Origin of the sequence: Sphingomonas japonica, from assembly GCF_006346325.1 — a bacterium.
In the GTDB taxonomy this organism is placed as follows: Bacteria; Pseudomonadota; Alphaproteobacteria; order Sphingomonadales; family Sphingomonadaceae; genus Sphingomonas; species Sphingomonas japonica.
Map to the genome: position 1 here is coordinate 1,829,548 of NZ_VDYR01000001.1, position 13,119 is coordinate 1,842,666.

Annotated in this window: 16 protein-coding genes; 6 read left to right on the forward strand and 10 right to left on the reverse strand. The window is 66.1% G+C overall.

The window, feature by feature from the left end; genetic code table 11:
* Position 1: 1 nt before the first annotated feature.
* Both FHY50_RS09040 and petA read right to left on the reverse strand, forming a co-directional pair.
* Positions 2–1,306 (reverse strand): cytochrome b, encoded by a 1,305-nt coding sequence (locus FHY50_RS09040; RefSeq protein ID WP_140048136.1) that lies wholly within the window; start codon positions 1,304–1,306, stop codon positions 2–4.
* 11 nt (positions 1,307–1,317) lie between these two features.
* On the reverse strand, positions 1,318–1,899 hold the full coding sequence (petA, locus tag FHY50_RS09045; protein ID WP_140048137.1) for a ubiquinol-cytochrome c reductase iron-sulfur subunit: 582 nt from the start codon (positions 1,897–1,899) through the stop codon (positions 1,318–1,320).
* 189 nt (positions 1,900–2,088) lie between these two features.
* Here petA and FHY50_RS09050 point away from each other — a divergent pair, with 189 nt between their 5' ends.
* The 3 genes from FHY50_RS09050 to FHY50_RS09060 are packed head-to-tail and all read left to right on the forward strand — an operon-like array spanning position 2,089 to position 4,054.
* Positions 2,089–2,553, forward strand: coding sequence for a tRNA (cytidine(34)-2'-O)-methyltransferase (locus FHY50_RS09050; protein WP_140048138.1), 465 nt, complete (start codon positions 2,089–2,091; stop codon positions 2,551–2,553).
* Positions 2,554–2,562: 9 nt separating this feature from the next.
* Entirely contained in the window at positions 2,563–3,405 is an 843-nt protein-coding gene (hemF, locus tag FHY50_RS09055; protein ID WP_140048139.1) for an oxygen-dependent coproporphyrinogen oxidase, read from the forward strand.
* Positions 3,406–3,421: 16 nt separating this feature from the next.
* Positions 3,422–4,054, forward strand: coding sequence for a GNAT family N-acetyltransferase (locus FHY50_RS09060; protein ID WP_140048140.1), 633 nt, complete (start codon positions 3,422–3,424; stop codon positions 4,052–4,054).
* Here FHY50_RS09060 and FHY50_RS09065 read toward each other — a convergent pair.
* Positions 4,027–4,785, reverse strand: coding sequence for a hypothetical protein (locus tag FHY50_RS09065; RefSeq protein ID WP_140048141.1), 759 nt, complete (start codon positions 4,783–4,785; stop codon positions 4,027–4,029). The genes FHY50_RS09060 and FHY50_RS09065 overlap by 28 nt on opposite strands.
* Positions 4,782–5,651: a glycerophosphoryl diester phosphodiesterase membrane domain-containing protein gene (locus tag FHY50_RS09070; RefSeq protein WP_166745412.1), complete on the reverse strand. Its 870-nt coding sequence runs from the start codon at positions 5,649–5,651 to the stop codon at positions 4,782–4,784. The genes FHY50_RS09065 and FHY50_RS09070 overlap by 4 nt, the downstream gene beginning before the upstream one ends.
* Positions 5,652–5,708: 57 nt before the next feature.
* Between FHY50_RS09070 and lipB the strand changes: the two genes are divergently transcribed.
* The 3 genes from lipB (at position 5,709) to FHY50_RS09085 (ending at position 7,668) form a co-directional block, all read left to right on the forward strand.
* On the forward strand, positions 5,709–6,389 hold the full coding sequence (gene lipB / locus FHY50_RS09075; RefSeq protein WP_243846609.1) for a lipoyl(octanoyl) transferase LipB: 681 nt from the start codon (positions 5,709–5,711) through the stop codon (positions 6,387–6,389).
* 103 nt (positions 6,390–6,492) lie between these two features.
* A complete protein-coding gene (locus FHY50_RS09080) occupies positions 6,493–6,777 on the forward strand; it encodes a hypothetical protein (protein WP_140048144.1) in 285 nt (94 codons plus the stop codon).
* A gap of 210 nt (positions 6,778–6,987) precedes the next feature.
* Complete coding sequence (locus tag FHY50_RS09085) at positions 6,988–7,668, forward strand: hypothetical protein (protein ID WP_140048145.1); 681 nt, start codon at positions 6,988–6,990, stop codon at positions 7,666–7,668.
* A gap of 22 nt (positions 7,669–7,690) precedes the next feature.
* On the opposite strand, the gene queE is transcribed toward FHY50_RS09085, so the two are convergent.
* From queE to FHY50_RS09115, 6 genes are all read right to left on the reverse strand, one after another.
* Positions 7,691–8,323, reverse strand: a complete 633-nt coding sequence (gene queE / locus FHY50_RS09090) for a 7-carboxy-7-deazaguanine synthase (protein WP_140048146.1) — start codon at positions 8,321–8,323, stop codon at positions 7,691–7,693.
* A 4-nt stretch (positions 8,324–8,327) separates the two neighbouring features.
* The gene (queC, locus tag FHY50_RS09095; RefSeq protein ID WP_140048147.1) at positions 8,328–9,023 is read right to left on the reverse strand and encodes a 7-cyano-7-deazaguanine synthase QueC; all 696 of its coding nucleotides are present in this window, start codon (positions 9,021–9,023) and stop codon (positions 8,328–8,330) included.
* Positions 9,024–9,214: 191 nt separating this feature from the next.
* Entirely contained in the window at positions 9,215–9,619 is a 405-nt protein-coding gene (locus FHY50_RS09100; RefSeq protein ID WP_140048148.1) for a hypothetical protein, read from the reverse strand.
* Positions 9,620–9,708: 89 nt separating this feature from the next.
* Positions 9,709–10,650 carry an Hsp33 family molecular chaperone HslO gene (hslO, locus tag FHY50_RS09105; RefSeq protein ID WP_140048149.1) on the reverse strand — a complete coding sequence of 314 codons (942 nt, stop codon included), beginning with the start codon at positions 10,648–10,650 and terminating at the stop codon, positions 9,709–9,711.
* A gap of 153 nt (positions 10,651–10,803) precedes the next feature.
* Entirely contained in the window at positions 10,804–11,727 is a 924-nt protein-coding gene (argF, locus tag FHY50_RS09110; protein ID WP_180345103.1) for an ornithine carbamoyltransferase, read from the reverse strand.
* A 131-nt stretch (positions 11,728–11,858) separates the two neighbouring features.
* Positions 11,859–13,049 (reverse strand): aspartate aminotransferase family protein, encoded by a 1,191-nt coding sequence (locus FHY50_RS09115; RefSeq protein WP_140048150.1) that lies wholly within the window; start codon positions 13,047–13,049, stop codon positions 11,859–11,861.
* Positions 13,050–13,119: the final 70 nt, after the last annotated feature.

Consider the following 13,119-nt stretch of genomic DNA (forward strand, 5'->3'; position numbering starts at 1 on the left):
CTTACTCGGCCGGAACCATATTGCCCTCGACCGCCGACTTGGTCGGAGCGGTGCCGCCCTTGCCCTTCAGCACCGCCTCGGTGATCGAGTTGGGCAGCGGACGCGGACGTTCCATCGCCGACACGATCGGCAGGATGACGAGGAAGTGGAGGAAATAATAGGTAGTGGCGATCTGACCTAGGATCACGTTGCGGGCCGTCGCTTCCGCGCCGCCGACATAGCCGAGCAGGAACACGTCGGCGAGCAGCACGATCAGGAACCAGCGATAGACCGGGCGGTAGTTGGACGAGCGCACCGGCGAACTGTCGAGCCACGGCAGGAAGAACAGCAGCAGGATCGACCCGAACATCGCGAGCACGCCCCACAACTTGGCGGTGAGGATGAAGTCGAAGGTGAACGACTTGAGGATCGCGTAGAAGGGCAGGAAATACCATTCGGGAACGATATGCGCCGGGGTCGAGAGCGGGTTGGCCTGGATGTAGTTGTCCGGGTGCCCCAGCAGGTTCGGCGAGAAGAAGATCAGCGCTGCGAACACCAGCAGGAAGATGCCCAGCCCGAAGCCGTCCTTGGCCGTGTAATAGGGGTGGAACGGAACCGTGTCCTGCGGCCCCTTCACATCGACGCCGGTCGGGTTGTTCGACCCGGGAATGTGCAGCGCCCAGATATGCAGGATGATCGCGCCGGCGATCACGAACGGCAGCAGATAGTGGAGCGAGAAGAAGCGGTTGAGCGTGGCGGCGTCGGGCGCATAGCCGCCGAGCAGCCAGATGCGGATGCTGTCGCCGACCACCGGGATCGCCGAGAAGAAGCCGGTGATGACCTGCGCGCCCCAGAAGCTCATCTGTCCCCAAGGCAGGACATAGCCCATGAACGCCGTCGCCATCATCAACAGAAAGATGACGACGCCGAGCAGCCAGATCATCTCACGCGGGGCTTTGTACGACCCGTAATAGAGACCGCGGCAGATATGGATATAGACGACGATGAAGAACATCGACGCGCCATTGGCGTGGGCATAGCGCAGGAACCAGCCGCCGTTCACGTCGCGCATGATATGCTCGACCGAGGTGAATGCGGTCGCCGCGTCGCTGGAGAAATGCATCGCCAGCACGATGCCGGTGACGATCTGGCACACCAGGGCGACCCCGGCGAGCACGCCGAAGTTCCAGAAATAGTTGAGGTTGCGCGGCACCGGATACCCAGCGCCGACCGCATTGTAGACGAACCGCGGCAGCGGCAGACGGCTATCGAGCCACTGCATCGTCGGATGCTTCGGCTCATACTGCTTTGCCCAGGGGAAGCTCATGTCGCTATTCCTCAGCCTACCGTGATCGCGGTGTCGGATGTGAATTCATATTCGGGCACCGCCAGGTTGAGCGGTGCGGGGCCGGAACGGATGCGCCCGGCAGTGTCGTAGGCCGAACCGTGGCACGGGCAGAAATACCCGCCGAACGGCCCCTTGTTCTCGCCTTCGCCCGCGCCCAGCGGCACGCAGCCGAGATGCGTGCAAACCCCCAGCGTCACCAGCCAGTTGGTCTTGCCCGCCTTGGTGCGCTCCTCCAGCGTCTGCGGATCGCGCAAACTGTCGGCTGGCACCGCACCGGCGGCGGCGATTTCCGCCGGAGTCAGGTTACGCACGAACAACGGCTGCTTGCGGAACTCGGCCTTGATCGACTGGCCCGGCTGGATTGCCGAGAGATCGACCTGCGTCGATGACAGCGCCAGCACGTCGGCCGAAGGGTTCATCGAATTGATCAGCGGCAGCGCGATCACGCCCGCACCGATGCCGGCGAACGCGACCGCGCCGATCTGCATATAGTCGCGGCGGCGCGGATCGGCGACGACGTCGTCTGCCGAATGCGGCGCGCCGGCCGGAAGCGTTGTATCAGCGGTAGCCATGCAATCTGCCCTTGCACATCGAAACGGTGGCGTGAAAGCCCTGAGGGGAACGGCACGGCAACGCCACGCCGCACCAAGCCGGACGGGGGATGCCCGCGGCTTCACCCCCGATACCGTCGAAGCGTGGCAGTTGCCAGCCCAAATTTCCGGGTTGCGGGATCGCCGCCCCGCTGGCTACGCCGCTCACCGATGCGCATTGCCCTGTTCCAGCCTGATATCGCCGGGAACGTCGGCACCATGCTTCGCACTGCCGCATGCCTTGGCATCGGCGTCGACCTGATCGAACCGATGGGCTTTGCGTGGAGCGACCGCGCGCTGGCGCGAGCGGGGATGGATTATGCCGGGTCCGCCGAGGTCGTGCGGCACGTCGATTGGGACGCGTTTCGCAACGCCATTCCGGGACGGCTGGTGCTGCTGACCACCACCGGCGCGACCCGGATCGACGCGATGACGTTCGCACGCGGCGATACGCTGCTGCTCGGTTCCGAAGGTGCGGGCGTCCCGCCCGAAGTCCACGCCGCCGCCGACGCCCGCGTGGTGATCCCGATGCGGCCCGGCATGCGCTCGCTCAACGTCGCGGTGGCAGGCGCAATCGTGCTTGGCGAAGCGCTGCGCCAGATTGGGGGCTGGCCAACTGCGCCGACTTCGTGCTGAAGATACGCCATGCCCCCCCTCGACCCGCAACAATCCGCCGCGCGCGCCTGGTTCGAACAACTCCGCGACCTGATCTGCGCCGAATTCGAGGCGATCGAGCGTGAGGCAGGGTCCGATGCGACGTTCGATTATACCGCATGGGATCGTACTGATCCCTCAGGCGAACCTGGTGGCGGCGGAGTTCGCGGGGTGATGAAGGGGCGTGTGTTCGAAAAGGTCGGCGTCAATGTCTCGACCGTCGGCGGCAGCTTCGAAGGTGACTTCGCCAAATCAATCCACGGCGCGGGCGAGGACCCCAGCTTCTTTGCGACCGGCATCAGCCTGGTCGCGCATCTCGCCAACCCGCATGCCCCGGCCGTGCACATGAACTGCCGTTTCCTGAACACCACCAAGCGCTGGTTCGGCGGCGGCGCCGACCTCAATCCGCCGCTGCCCTATCCGGACGACACCGCCGCCTTCCATGCCGAGATGCAGGCGGCGTGCGATGCGCATGGCGACGACTATTACGACCGGTTCAAGGCATGGGCCGACGAATATTTTTTCATCCCGCACCGCGGTGTCCATCGCGGCGTCGGCGGCATCTTTTACGACCATCTGGAAGGCGATTTCGACGCCAACCTCGCCTTCACCCAGGATGTCGGGCGCGCCTTCCTCGCCGCCTATCCGGCGATCGTGCGCAAGCGCATGAACACGCCCTTCGACGACGCCGACCGTGCGGCGATGCTCGAATGGCGCGGGCGCTATGCCGAATTCAACCTGGTGTACGATCGCGGCACGCTGTTCGGCCTCAAGACCGGCGGCAACATCGACGCCATCCTGATGAGCCTGCCGCCGCTGGCAACGTGGAACTGAGGAAAAGAGGCTCGGCATGGCGCTGATCCCGGTCACCGACGATCATGTCGCGGCGGTGGTGACGACGCTCGAGATGCACGCGCGTCCCCGCCCCGCCCCGCTTCCCGACGCGCCGCTGCGGCTGGTGCGGTGGGATGCGCCCGATCCCGCCCGCTATCGCGCCCTATTCGAGCGTGTCGGCAGTCCGTGGCTGTGGTATTCGCGGTTGGCGATGGACGATGCGCAGCTGATCGCGGCGACGCATCGGACACAGACGCAAGTCCACGCCGTGCTCGATCGCGGCGGGATCGAGGTCGGGCTGCTCGAACTCAGCCATCCCGAGCCCGACTGGTGCGCACTCGATTTCTTCGGACTGGTGCCGGAGCTTACCGGCCGCGGCTACGGCCGGTGGTTGATGGCACTGGCGATGGCACTCGCCTGGCGGCCCGGTGTCGGCTTCGTCCGTGTAAACACCTGTTCGCTCGATCACCCCGCCGCGCTGGGCTTCTACGTCCGAGCGGGCTTTACCGCGACCAAGCGCACGCTCGAGACCTTCCCCGATCCGCGAGCGATCGGCGTGCTGCCGCCGGAAACCGCGCCTCAGGTCCCTTTATTGGGGAAGGTGGCAACCGCGCAGGCGGATCAGACCAGAACCGGCAAGCGCCGGTAAGCCGCTACTCCCAACAGCGCCGACGCCAGCGACGCGGCGGTCATCGCCAGCGCGGCGATCCCCGAAATCGCGGCCATCGCCACCGGTGACGCGGCGATCGGCTCGGCGATCCGCATCACCGCGCCCGCCACTGCCTGCCCGCCGACGATCGCGACCGCCAGCACGCTTGCCAGCATCAGGCCGCGACCCTTGGTCCGGCGCCAGCTGAGCGTAATCGCCTTGACCGCGCCGACCGGTCGCTCGGCGACGATGATGCTGGCGATCAGCATGGTGCGCGCCAGCAGCCAGACGACGACCATGCCCAGCAGCAGCGATCCGGCCGGCAGCGCCAGCGCCGGTCCGACCAGCAGGCTGGCGGGCAGCACGACCAGCAGGCTGGCGAGGAAATAGCGCAGCACCAGCCCGCCGGCATGGAGCATCGCCTGTCCGACCGTGGCCGCGCGGCGATCGACCTCGATCGCGACGATCGCGAGCGTGCCGAACAGCGCCAGCGCAAACCCCGCGACGAACCACAGCCCGTGCGCACCGATCCATGCCGTGAACGCAGCGGTGAATGCCTCCATCGCTGCCGCGTCGACCGTCTCTGGCGCCGACGGCGCGGAGGGAACCAGCATCAGCAGCCCCCATTGCGGAACGAACTGGAACAGCCCGGCCAGCGGCAGGATCGCGGCGCGGTCGCGCTGCCACAGCGCCCAGGCGTCGCGGTACAGGTCTCGAAAGCCGAAGGTCATGGCAGGTCGGACGAGTCTTCCGGCACGGCATGCGCGGCGGGCACCGCGCCCACCGCCGCGATATAGAATTGCGCGACGAATACCGCCTGCAGCACCGTGAACGCCGTCGTCACCAGCGACACGACCACCGCCGTCAGTACCTTGGCGAGGCTCAGTTCGCCGCCATCGCCGCTGCCCGCGGTGAGCGCAAAGATCGCGCCGAACAGGCTCTGCGCCGCCAGCGTCGCGACCAGCACCACGATCCCGTACAGCAGGATTACGCCGATCAGCTTCCAGGTCGTGCCGCGCGTCAGTTGGAACGAGCGCTTGAGCGCCGACAGGCCGCGCCGTTCGGCGACGATGGCCGGCGTCGCGACGAACAGCCGTGCAGTCACCCACATGACGACCGCGATCAACGCGATCGCATAGAGCAGGATCGGCCCCGCCGCCCCTTCCGGCATTCCCGACATCGACATCGCCGCCGGATCCGACGGCAGCACCGCACCATAGACGAAGGCGATGCCGACGATCGGCAGCGCCAACGCCAACATGCCGAGCAATACTACCAGGAACACGCCGAACGCCGGCAACAGCCGCGCCAGCCCGCGACCAATCGCGCCCATGCCCGCCGCCGGGTCGAGCACCAGCGCGGTCAGGGCGAGCTGGCCCAGCAGCGACACGATCATCAATGCGAGCCCCGCAAGCGATACCACCCACGCCAGATGCGTCGGCGTCGCCACGCTTTCGAGCGCCCCGCCCAGCGAGCTGGGCACGAAGATCGTCAGCAGCGCGATCGGGACGATGGCGGCGAGATGGTCGGCGACGAAGGCGGTGGTGCGGTCCCACACCGTGCCGATCGAGACGCGCGCGCCCCCGGTCTTGACCATTGCTCGTGCCACCCTCAATTGCCTCGAGTGACGTGCGTTAGCCCAATCGACCGCGACTTGCCACCGCATGTGCAGCATGGCGATCCGCTGCTAGTGCCCGGCGAGGTCGAATGGCGCATCGAGCCGGGCCTGACCGACTATGCCGACGCGGTTGCGGCGATGGAGAAGCGCGCTGCCGCGATCGCAAAAGGCACCGCGAGCGAGCTGGTCTGGCTAATCGAGCATCCGCCGCTCTACACGGCAGGCACCAGCGCCGATCCGCGCGAACTCGTCGATCCGCGCTTCCCCGTCCATGCCACCGGCCGCGGCGGCCGCTATACCTATCACGGGCCGGGACAGCGCGTCGGCTATCTGATGCTCGACCTCGGCCGGCGCGGACGCGACGTGCGCGCGTTCGTCCACGCCCTCGAAGACTGGTTGATCGCGTCGCTGTCCCGCGTCGGGATTTGCGCCTTTGCCGTCCCGGGCCGCGTCGGCATCTGGACCGATGCGGACGGCCGCGAAGCCAAGATCGGCGCGATCGGAGTGCGGGTAAAGCGCTGGGTGACGCTGCACGGCTTTGCGATCAATATCGCCCCAAATCTATCGGACTTTGGCGGAATCGTGCCGTGCGGGCTTGCGGACTTTCCGGTAGCGAGCGCCAAATCGCTGGGAAAAAGCATCGCCATGGAAACTTTCGATGCTGCACTTGCGTTTGGTTTCCCTGCGTTCCTGGGTTCGCTCGCCCCCAAGCGATGAATCGAGGCTTGAGGGGCGTGCGCGAACCGACTAATGTCCACCGCGGTTTGGGTATTAAACGGCGAGTATGCCGCTCAACACCATTTATCTAGGGAGCTTTCCAATGCGTGCACTTATTTCCAAGGTCGTGACCGGTTCGATGATCGCCAGCGCCGCGCTGCTGGTGTCGGCTTGCGGTGAAACCACCGAGACTGCCACCGACAACACGGTCGTCACCGATCTGAACTCGACCGACATGATGATGGACGGCACGATGACCGACAACATGACCGCCGTCGACGGCGCCATGGGCAATGACATGATGATGGCGAACGACATGATGATGTCGAACGACATGATGATGTCGAACGACATGATGGCGAACGACACCATGGCGAACGCTATGTAATCAGACCCGCGACAGCAGGTTTGATGCGGAGGGGCCGTCCGGGCGACCGGGCGGCCCCTTTTTTTGCGCCCACCCGGGCGGGCATGTGACAGCAGCCGTGGATATCGGCCGTCGTTTCCGAAAAAGCTGTTGGGACCGCGCGAAAATGTGCTTAATCAGCGCATCAAACCCCAGCGCTTTGGAAACCGAAGTGCCGGTCGAGAGGATAGGATGATCGTGTTGCGTACCTTGCTAGCTGCCGCCCTGTGCATGACGGGGGCGCTGGCCGCGTCGCCTGCACAGGCACAATTCTTCTTCAAGTCGCCGGATCTGCGGGGGCCGCGCGCCACCGGGACGGAACCGGGCATTGTCGGTCAGACGCTGCCTGACGCGAAGCCGGAGGAATTGCGCGCCGCGATGGTGTGGAACGTGCGCGCCGCGCTGAACGTCGCGGCGCTGCAATGCGGGTTCGCGCCGACGTTGTTGACGCTCGACAATTACAACTCGGCGCTGCTCGATCACCGCGATGAACTCAAGGCGAGCTACGACACGCTGACCGGGTATTTCAAGCGGGTAAACAAGACCACCAAGGAAGCGCAAGGTGCGCTCGACCAGTATAGCACGCGCGTCTATCAAAGCTATTCGGCGGTGGCTGCGCAGCTGACCTTTTGCCAGACCGCGGCATCAGTGGGGCAACAGGTGGTGTTCGCTCCGCGCGGCACCTTCGGCGACGTCGCCGCACAGCGCCTGCGTGAATTGCGCAACTCGCTTGTGCTGGCCGGCGAACAGCAATTTCCGGGCGGCGTCTATATCGCGCCCAAGCGCCCGCTGCCCGCCAATTTCGCCGATCCCAAATGCTGGAAGCGCAACGTCTGGCAGAACCGCCGCTGCGGCGCGTTCGCTTACTATTGAGCCGGCCGATGCGCGCCGCGCGCTAGCGCAGCCCGAGCAGCTTGTGGGTCTGGAGCGACAGCCGCCACCGCGGCCGCTCCATCGCAAATGCGATCGCTGCGGCGCGGTTGTGCTCGTAATCGGGATCGTCGAGCGGCTGGACGAGGCGATGCGCGAAGTCCCAGCGCTCGCATTCGTCGGGATCGGACCCGGCCTGCGGCCAGACCAGCTTGAGTTCGTCGCCCGAGCGCTGGACGACGTGACTCCCCGCCTTGGGGCTCACGCAGACCCAGTCGATACCGGGATGGACAGGCAAGGTGCCGTTGGTCTCGATTGCGATCTCGAACCCCCGGTCATGCAGCGCATCGACGAGCGCGTCGTCGATCTGCAGCATCGGCTCGCCCCCGGTCAGCACGGCGAAGCGCCGGTCGCGATCGGGTCCCCAGGCGGACGCTGCCGCGTCGGCCAGTACCGCACCATCGGCGAACCTGCCCCCGCCCGGCCCGTCGATGCCGACGAAATCGGTGTCGCAGAATTTGCAGACCGCCCGCGCGCGGTCGCGCTCGAGGCCCGACCACAAATTGCATCCGGCAAAGCGCACGAACACCGCGCGCCGCCCGGCATGGACGCCTTCGCCCTGGAGCGTGAGGAACAGTTCCTTGACCGCATAGCTCATGGCATCAGCCGATCGCGGGCGTCGTCGCATAGGCGGTGGGATCGGGCAGGCCCGCCTCGGCGAACCCCTTGGCGCGCAGCCTGCAGCTGTCGCACGCTCCGCAATGCAGGCTGCCCGGCGCTGGATCGTAGCACGACCACGACATCCCGGCATCGATACCAAGCCGGTCGGCCTCGCGCGCGATATCGGCCTTGGTCATGTGCTGAAGCGGCGCGTGGATACGAAACCGGTCGCCTTCCACCCCGGCCTTGGTCGCAAGGTCGGCAAGCGCTTCGAACGCGGCGATGAACTCGGGGCGGCAGTCGGGATAGCCCGAATAGTCGAGCGCATTGACACCGATGAACAGATCGCGAGCACCCGCCGCCTCGCCCCAGCCCAGTGCGAGGCTGAGGAAAATGGTGTTGCGCGCGGGCACATAGGTAACGGGGATATCGGTCCCTACCCCGGTCTTTGGAACGGCGATGTCGGCGGTAAGCGCCGATCCGCCGAATGCCGACAGGTCGATCGGCAGCACAACATGACGCTCCGCCCCGAGCAATGCCGCGATCCGCCGCGCCGCCGCCAGTTCCACCTGATGCCGCTGGTTATAGTCGATCGACAGCGCCAGCAGCCGATAGCCCGCCTCGCGAGCCAAGGCCGCCGACACCATCGAATCGAGACCGCCCGAGATCAGCGCGACCGCCAGTTTGCCATTTGTCATGATCGGCCCGCGTTAAGCCGATGCCGCGCCGAGCGCAATCGGCAGGCCGCGGACAGAAAACGGGCCGCCCGGTCAAGGGCGGCCCAGGATGCCGTATCGGGAGAAAATCCGAACGGGGGAGGATACGGCTCCTCAACCCCTTGCCGCCATCCTGAGCGCGGCACATAAATATCCCGCTAACGTAGAGCGGATCAGCAGCCGCCCTGCCGGCGTGCCTCGTAGCGCGCGTCGAACGGCAGGCCACCGGCCAGCCCCTGCGTCTGGATGTCGATCAGCCCGGGCGCCTCGACCTTGAGCGTGCTGCGACCGTGCCCGGCGCCGGGGCAGGTATAATGAACGGTAGCCAGATTCGGCGTGTCATCGATGACGAACCGGGCGCAGCGCTGGCCGGGGTGCCGCATCTGCAATAGGCGCTGCGGATCGCGCACGCACACCGCGCGGTCCCGCCCCTTCGTCCCGATCTCGTGGATCTGCCAGCGACCGGTCTCGACCGACTTGAGCGCGGCCAGCGACGGCGCCCGCGCTTCCTGCGCACCCGCAGCGGTGGCGAGCATTGCCGCGATGCCGATCGCAATCCCCCGGGTTCGTCGCGTCATCTGCCTGCCCTCCGGCGTGCGCGAAGCCAACCTGCCCCCGCGTCCGCGCGCTATCAGATGGGAGCACCGCGGACGCGTTACAATATCAGTCAGCCCCGTTCAGAAATAGATTCGGCATCGGGTACCGATCCCGCCGCGACCGGGAACTTGCGCGCGCAAAATGCGCAATCCACCTGGATCATCCCCTGCGCATCCGCCATTTCCGCGCGATCCTCGGGCGTGAACTTGGCGAGGACCGATGCGATATAGTCGGCGTCGCAGCGGCACCCGCGCACGAATTCCACTCCCGACAGCAGCCGCACCTCGCGCTCCTCGTTGAACAGCCGCCAGATCAGGTTCTCGAGCGGCAGCGCGGGGTCGGCGAGTTCGTCGGCAGCCATCGTCGATCCCAGCGCCGCGACGGTTTCCCATTCGGGGTGGTCGAGCCGGGTATGCAGCCGTTCGCGCCCGTCCTCGCCTTCGGGAAGATGCTGCAGGAACAGGCCGCCAGCGATGACCTGTCCGTCCTTGTCGCGGCCCAGCCCGATGCGCACCAGGCTGGGAATCTGTTCGGACTGGAGAAAATATTGCTCCGCTGCCTCTGCGATCGATTCGCTGTCGAGCGGGACGATGCCCTGATAGCGCTCGCCGGTCGCCGCTTGATCGAAGGTCACGGCCATGTGGCCCTGGTTGAACAGCGCGTAGAGCGAAGGGTTCTTGCCGAGCTGGGCCAGACGCTCGGCATCGAACTGGACATAGCCGCGCAGCTCGCCCCCGCGGAAATCGCAGACCATCAGCGATACGATCCCGCCTTGCGTCTGCGCCTGTAGCGTTAGCTGCCCGCCCGCATCCTTGAGCGTCGATCCAAGCAATGCGGTCAGCGTCAGCGATTCGGCGAGCAACCGCTCGATTACCGGCGGATAGGCGTGCGCAGACAGGATTTCGTCGAGCACCGGCCCCAGCCGCGCCACGCGGCCGCGGGCATGACGCTCGGGAATGGTGAATCCGACCGCGCGGTCGAGGTCGTGGGGGCGAGTGGCGGGGGTCGTCAACGTACTTCTCCGCCGTTCGTGTCGAGCGAAGCTCGGTCGAGCCAAGTCGAGACATCGAGACACGCTGATGCGGCGAAGGCTTCTCGACTTCGCTCGAAGCGAACGGTTGTTAGGGGTTTACGGCGATATAAGACGCTGGACGACCCAAACAACTCACCCCAATTGCCCGAAGCACCAGCGCAGGATCGACTTTTGCGCATGCAGCCGGTTTTCGGCCTCGGGCCAGATCAGCGATTGCGGGCCGTCGATGACTTCCGCCGTCACTTCCTCGCCGCGATGCGCGGGCAAGCAGTGAAGGAACTTCGCATCGGGTTTCGCCCGCGCCATCAACGCCGCGTCGACCTGATAGGGCGCGAGCGCGGCGAGCTTGGTCTCGGCATGCTCCTGCCCCATCGAAATCCAGGTGTCGGTGACGACGATATCGGCGCCCTCGATCGCTTCCCGAGGCGAAGCCACGCATCGCGCCCGCCCCTGCCCGCGTGCCAGCATCGCATCGTGGGGACCGAACCCCTGTGCACACGCCGCGACGACGTCGAACTGCATCAGCGCGCCTGCCTCGAAGATCGATGCGAGCACGTTGTTGGCATCGCCCATCCACGCGACCTTGAGGCCGGGCAGCGATTTCCCGCTTTCAACGATCGTCAGCAGGTCGGCGACGATCTGGCATGGATGGCTGTCGTCGGTCAGCCCGTTGATGACCGGAACGCTGGCATGCTCTGCCATCTCCAGCAGCTTGGTGTGATCGTCGGTCCGCACCATGATCGCGTCGCAATAGCCCGACAGCACGCGCGCGGTGTCGGCGACCGTCTCGCCGCGACCGAGCTGGGTGGTCGCCGAATCGAGCACGACGCTGCTCCCGCCCAGCTGCCGGATCGCCATGTCGAAGCTGACGCGCGTGCGGGTCGAGCTCTTTTCGAACACCATCGCCAGCGTGTGGCCCGCCAATGGCGCATCGGCATCGGCCCGCCCCTTGGGCCAGCCCTTGCGCGCCGCCTTGCGATCGATCGCATCGGCCAGCATCGCCGCGATCGCGTCAGGGCCGGCGGAGGAAAGGTCGAGGAAATGGCGGATGGTCATGAGTACGCGTCCCCTATCCCGTTCGTGTCGAGCGAAGTCGAGACACATTGCCGAGCGAGGCCGAGGCCCGCGTGGCGGTTCTCGCTACGCTCGAACGCGTCTCTCGACTTCGCTCAAGACGAACGGGTATTTTAGTCGTCAGCTTCCGGCACATACACCCGGGCGGCATCGCTCAATTTTTCGATCGCTTCGGCGACGTGCTCCTCGCCGATCACCAGCGGCGGTAGGATGCGCACGACATTCTCGCCCGCTGCGACCAGCAGCAAGCCGTGGTTGTCGCGGCAATGCGCGACGAACCGCCGACTGTCGCTCTTGAGCTTGAGCCCCAGCATCAGCCCCATGCCGCGCACTTCCTCGAACAGATGGTCGAAATTGGGGATCATCTGCTCCAGGCTCGACCGCAGCCGGTCGCCCATCGCCTTCACATTATCGAAGAATCCGTCCTCGAGCATCACGTCGAGCACCGCCTCGCCCGCCGCCATCGCCAGCGGATTCCCGCCATAGGTGGAGCCGTGGGTGCCGAACACCATGCCCTTGGCCGCGTCTTCGGTCGCGAGACACGCGCCGAGCGGGAAACCACCGGCAATGCCCTTGGCCGACGCGACGATGTCGGGGCGCACGCCATATTGCTCGTGCGCGAACAACGTGCCGGTCCGGCCATAGCCGCACTGCACCTCGTCGAGCACCAGCAGCAGGCCGTGCTCGTCGCATGCCTTGCGCAGGCCCTGGAGAAACTCCTGCGACGCGACGCGGATACCGCCTTCGCCCTGTACCGGCTCGACAAGGAACCCGGCGGTGTGATCGCCGATCAGCGCGAGCGCGCCCTCCAGATCGTTGAAGGTCGCATATTCGAACCCGGGCAGGAGCGGCTCGAAGCCGTCGCGCATCTTGGCCTGGTTGGTCGCCGAGATCGCACCGAGCGTGCGCCCGTGGAACGCCATGTTGAACGTGATCAGCGTGTTGCGCTGCGGATTGCCATTGGCGAAGTGATAGCGGCGCGCGGTCTTGATCGCGCACTCAACCGCCTCGGCACCCGAGTTGGTGAAAAACACCGTGTCGGCGAAACTGTTGGCGACGATCCGCTGCGCAAGTGCCTCGCCCTGCGGGCTGCCGTACAGGTTCGACACGTGCATCAGCGTCGCCGCCTGCTGCTGGATCGCTTGCGTCAGGTGGGGATGGCCGTGACCAAGGCAGTTGACCGCGATCCCGGCCGCGAAGTCGAGATAGCGCTCGCCCTGCTCGCCGATCAGATACACCCCCTCACCGCGCACCGGACGCACCTCGCACCGCGGATAGACGGGCATCAGCGCTGGCATCGACATCGGGAAACTCCTGTGGCTTGAACGACGGCTCCGGGAAACGCGAAAGGGCGACCCCCCGGTCGCCCTGCGG

What these genes read in the sequence shown, in the direction of transcription:
- FHY50_RS09040 (WP_140048136.1), bottom strand. Translation starts at nt 1,306, where the DNA reads ATGAGCTTCCCCTGGGCAAAGCAGTATGAGCCGAAGCATCCGACGATG.
- petA (WP_140048137.1), bottom strand. Translation starts at nt 1,899, where the DNA reads ATGGCTACCGCTGATACAACGCTTCCGGCCGGCGCGCCGCATTCGGCA.
- FHY50_RS09050 (WP_140048138.1), top strand. Translation starts at nt 2,089, where the DNA reads ATGCGCATTGCCCTGTTCCAGCCTGATATCGCCGGGAACGTCGGCACC.
- hemF (WP_140048139.1), top strand. Translation starts at nt 2,563, where the DNA reads ATGCCCCCCCTCGACCCGCAACAATCCGCCGCGCGCGCCTGGTTCGAA.
- FHY50_RS09060 (WP_140048140.1), top strand. Translation starts at nt 3,422, where the DNA reads ATGGCGCTGATCCCGGTCACCGACGATCATGTCGCGGCGGTGGTGACG.
- FHY50_RS09065 (WP_140048141.1), bottom strand. Translation starts at nt 4,785, where the DNA reads ATGACCTTCGGCTTTCGAGACCTGTACCGCGACGCCTGGGCGCTGTGG.
- FHY50_RS09070 (WP_166745412.1), bottom strand. Translation starts at nt 5,651, where the DNA reads ATGGTCAAGACCGGGGGCGCGCGCGTCTCGATCGGCACGGTGTGGGAC.
- FHY50_RS09080 (WP_140048144.1), top strand. Translation starts at nt 6,493, where the DNA reads ATGCGTGCACTTATTTCCAAGGTCGTGACCGGTTCGATGATCGCCAGC.
- FHY50_RS09085 (WP_140048145.1), top strand. Translation starts at nt 6,988, where the DNA reads ATGATCGTGTTGCGTACCTTGCTAGCTGCCGCCCTGTGCATGACGGGG.
- queE (WP_140048146.1), bottom strand. Translation starts at nt 8,323, where the DNA reads ATGAGCTATGCGGTCAAGGAACTGTTCCTCACGCTCCAGGGCGAAGGC.
- queC (WP_140048147.1), bottom strand. Translation starts at nt 9,023, where the DNA reads ATGACAAATGGCAAACTGGCGGTCGCGCTGATCTCGGGCGGTCTCGAT.
- FHY50_RS09100 (WP_140048148.1), bottom strand. Translation starts at nt 9,619, where the DNA reads ATGACGCGACGAACCCGGGGGATTGCGATCGGCATCGCGGCAATGCTC.
- argF (WP_180345103.1), bottom strand. Translation starts at nt 11,727, where the DNA reads ATGACCATCCGCCATTTCCTCGACCTTTCCTCCGCCGGCCCTGACGCG.
- FHY50_RS09115 (WP_140048150.1), bottom strand. Translation starts at nt 13,049, where the DNA reads ATGTCGATGCCAGCGCTGATGCCCGTCTATCCGCGGTGCGAGGTGCGT.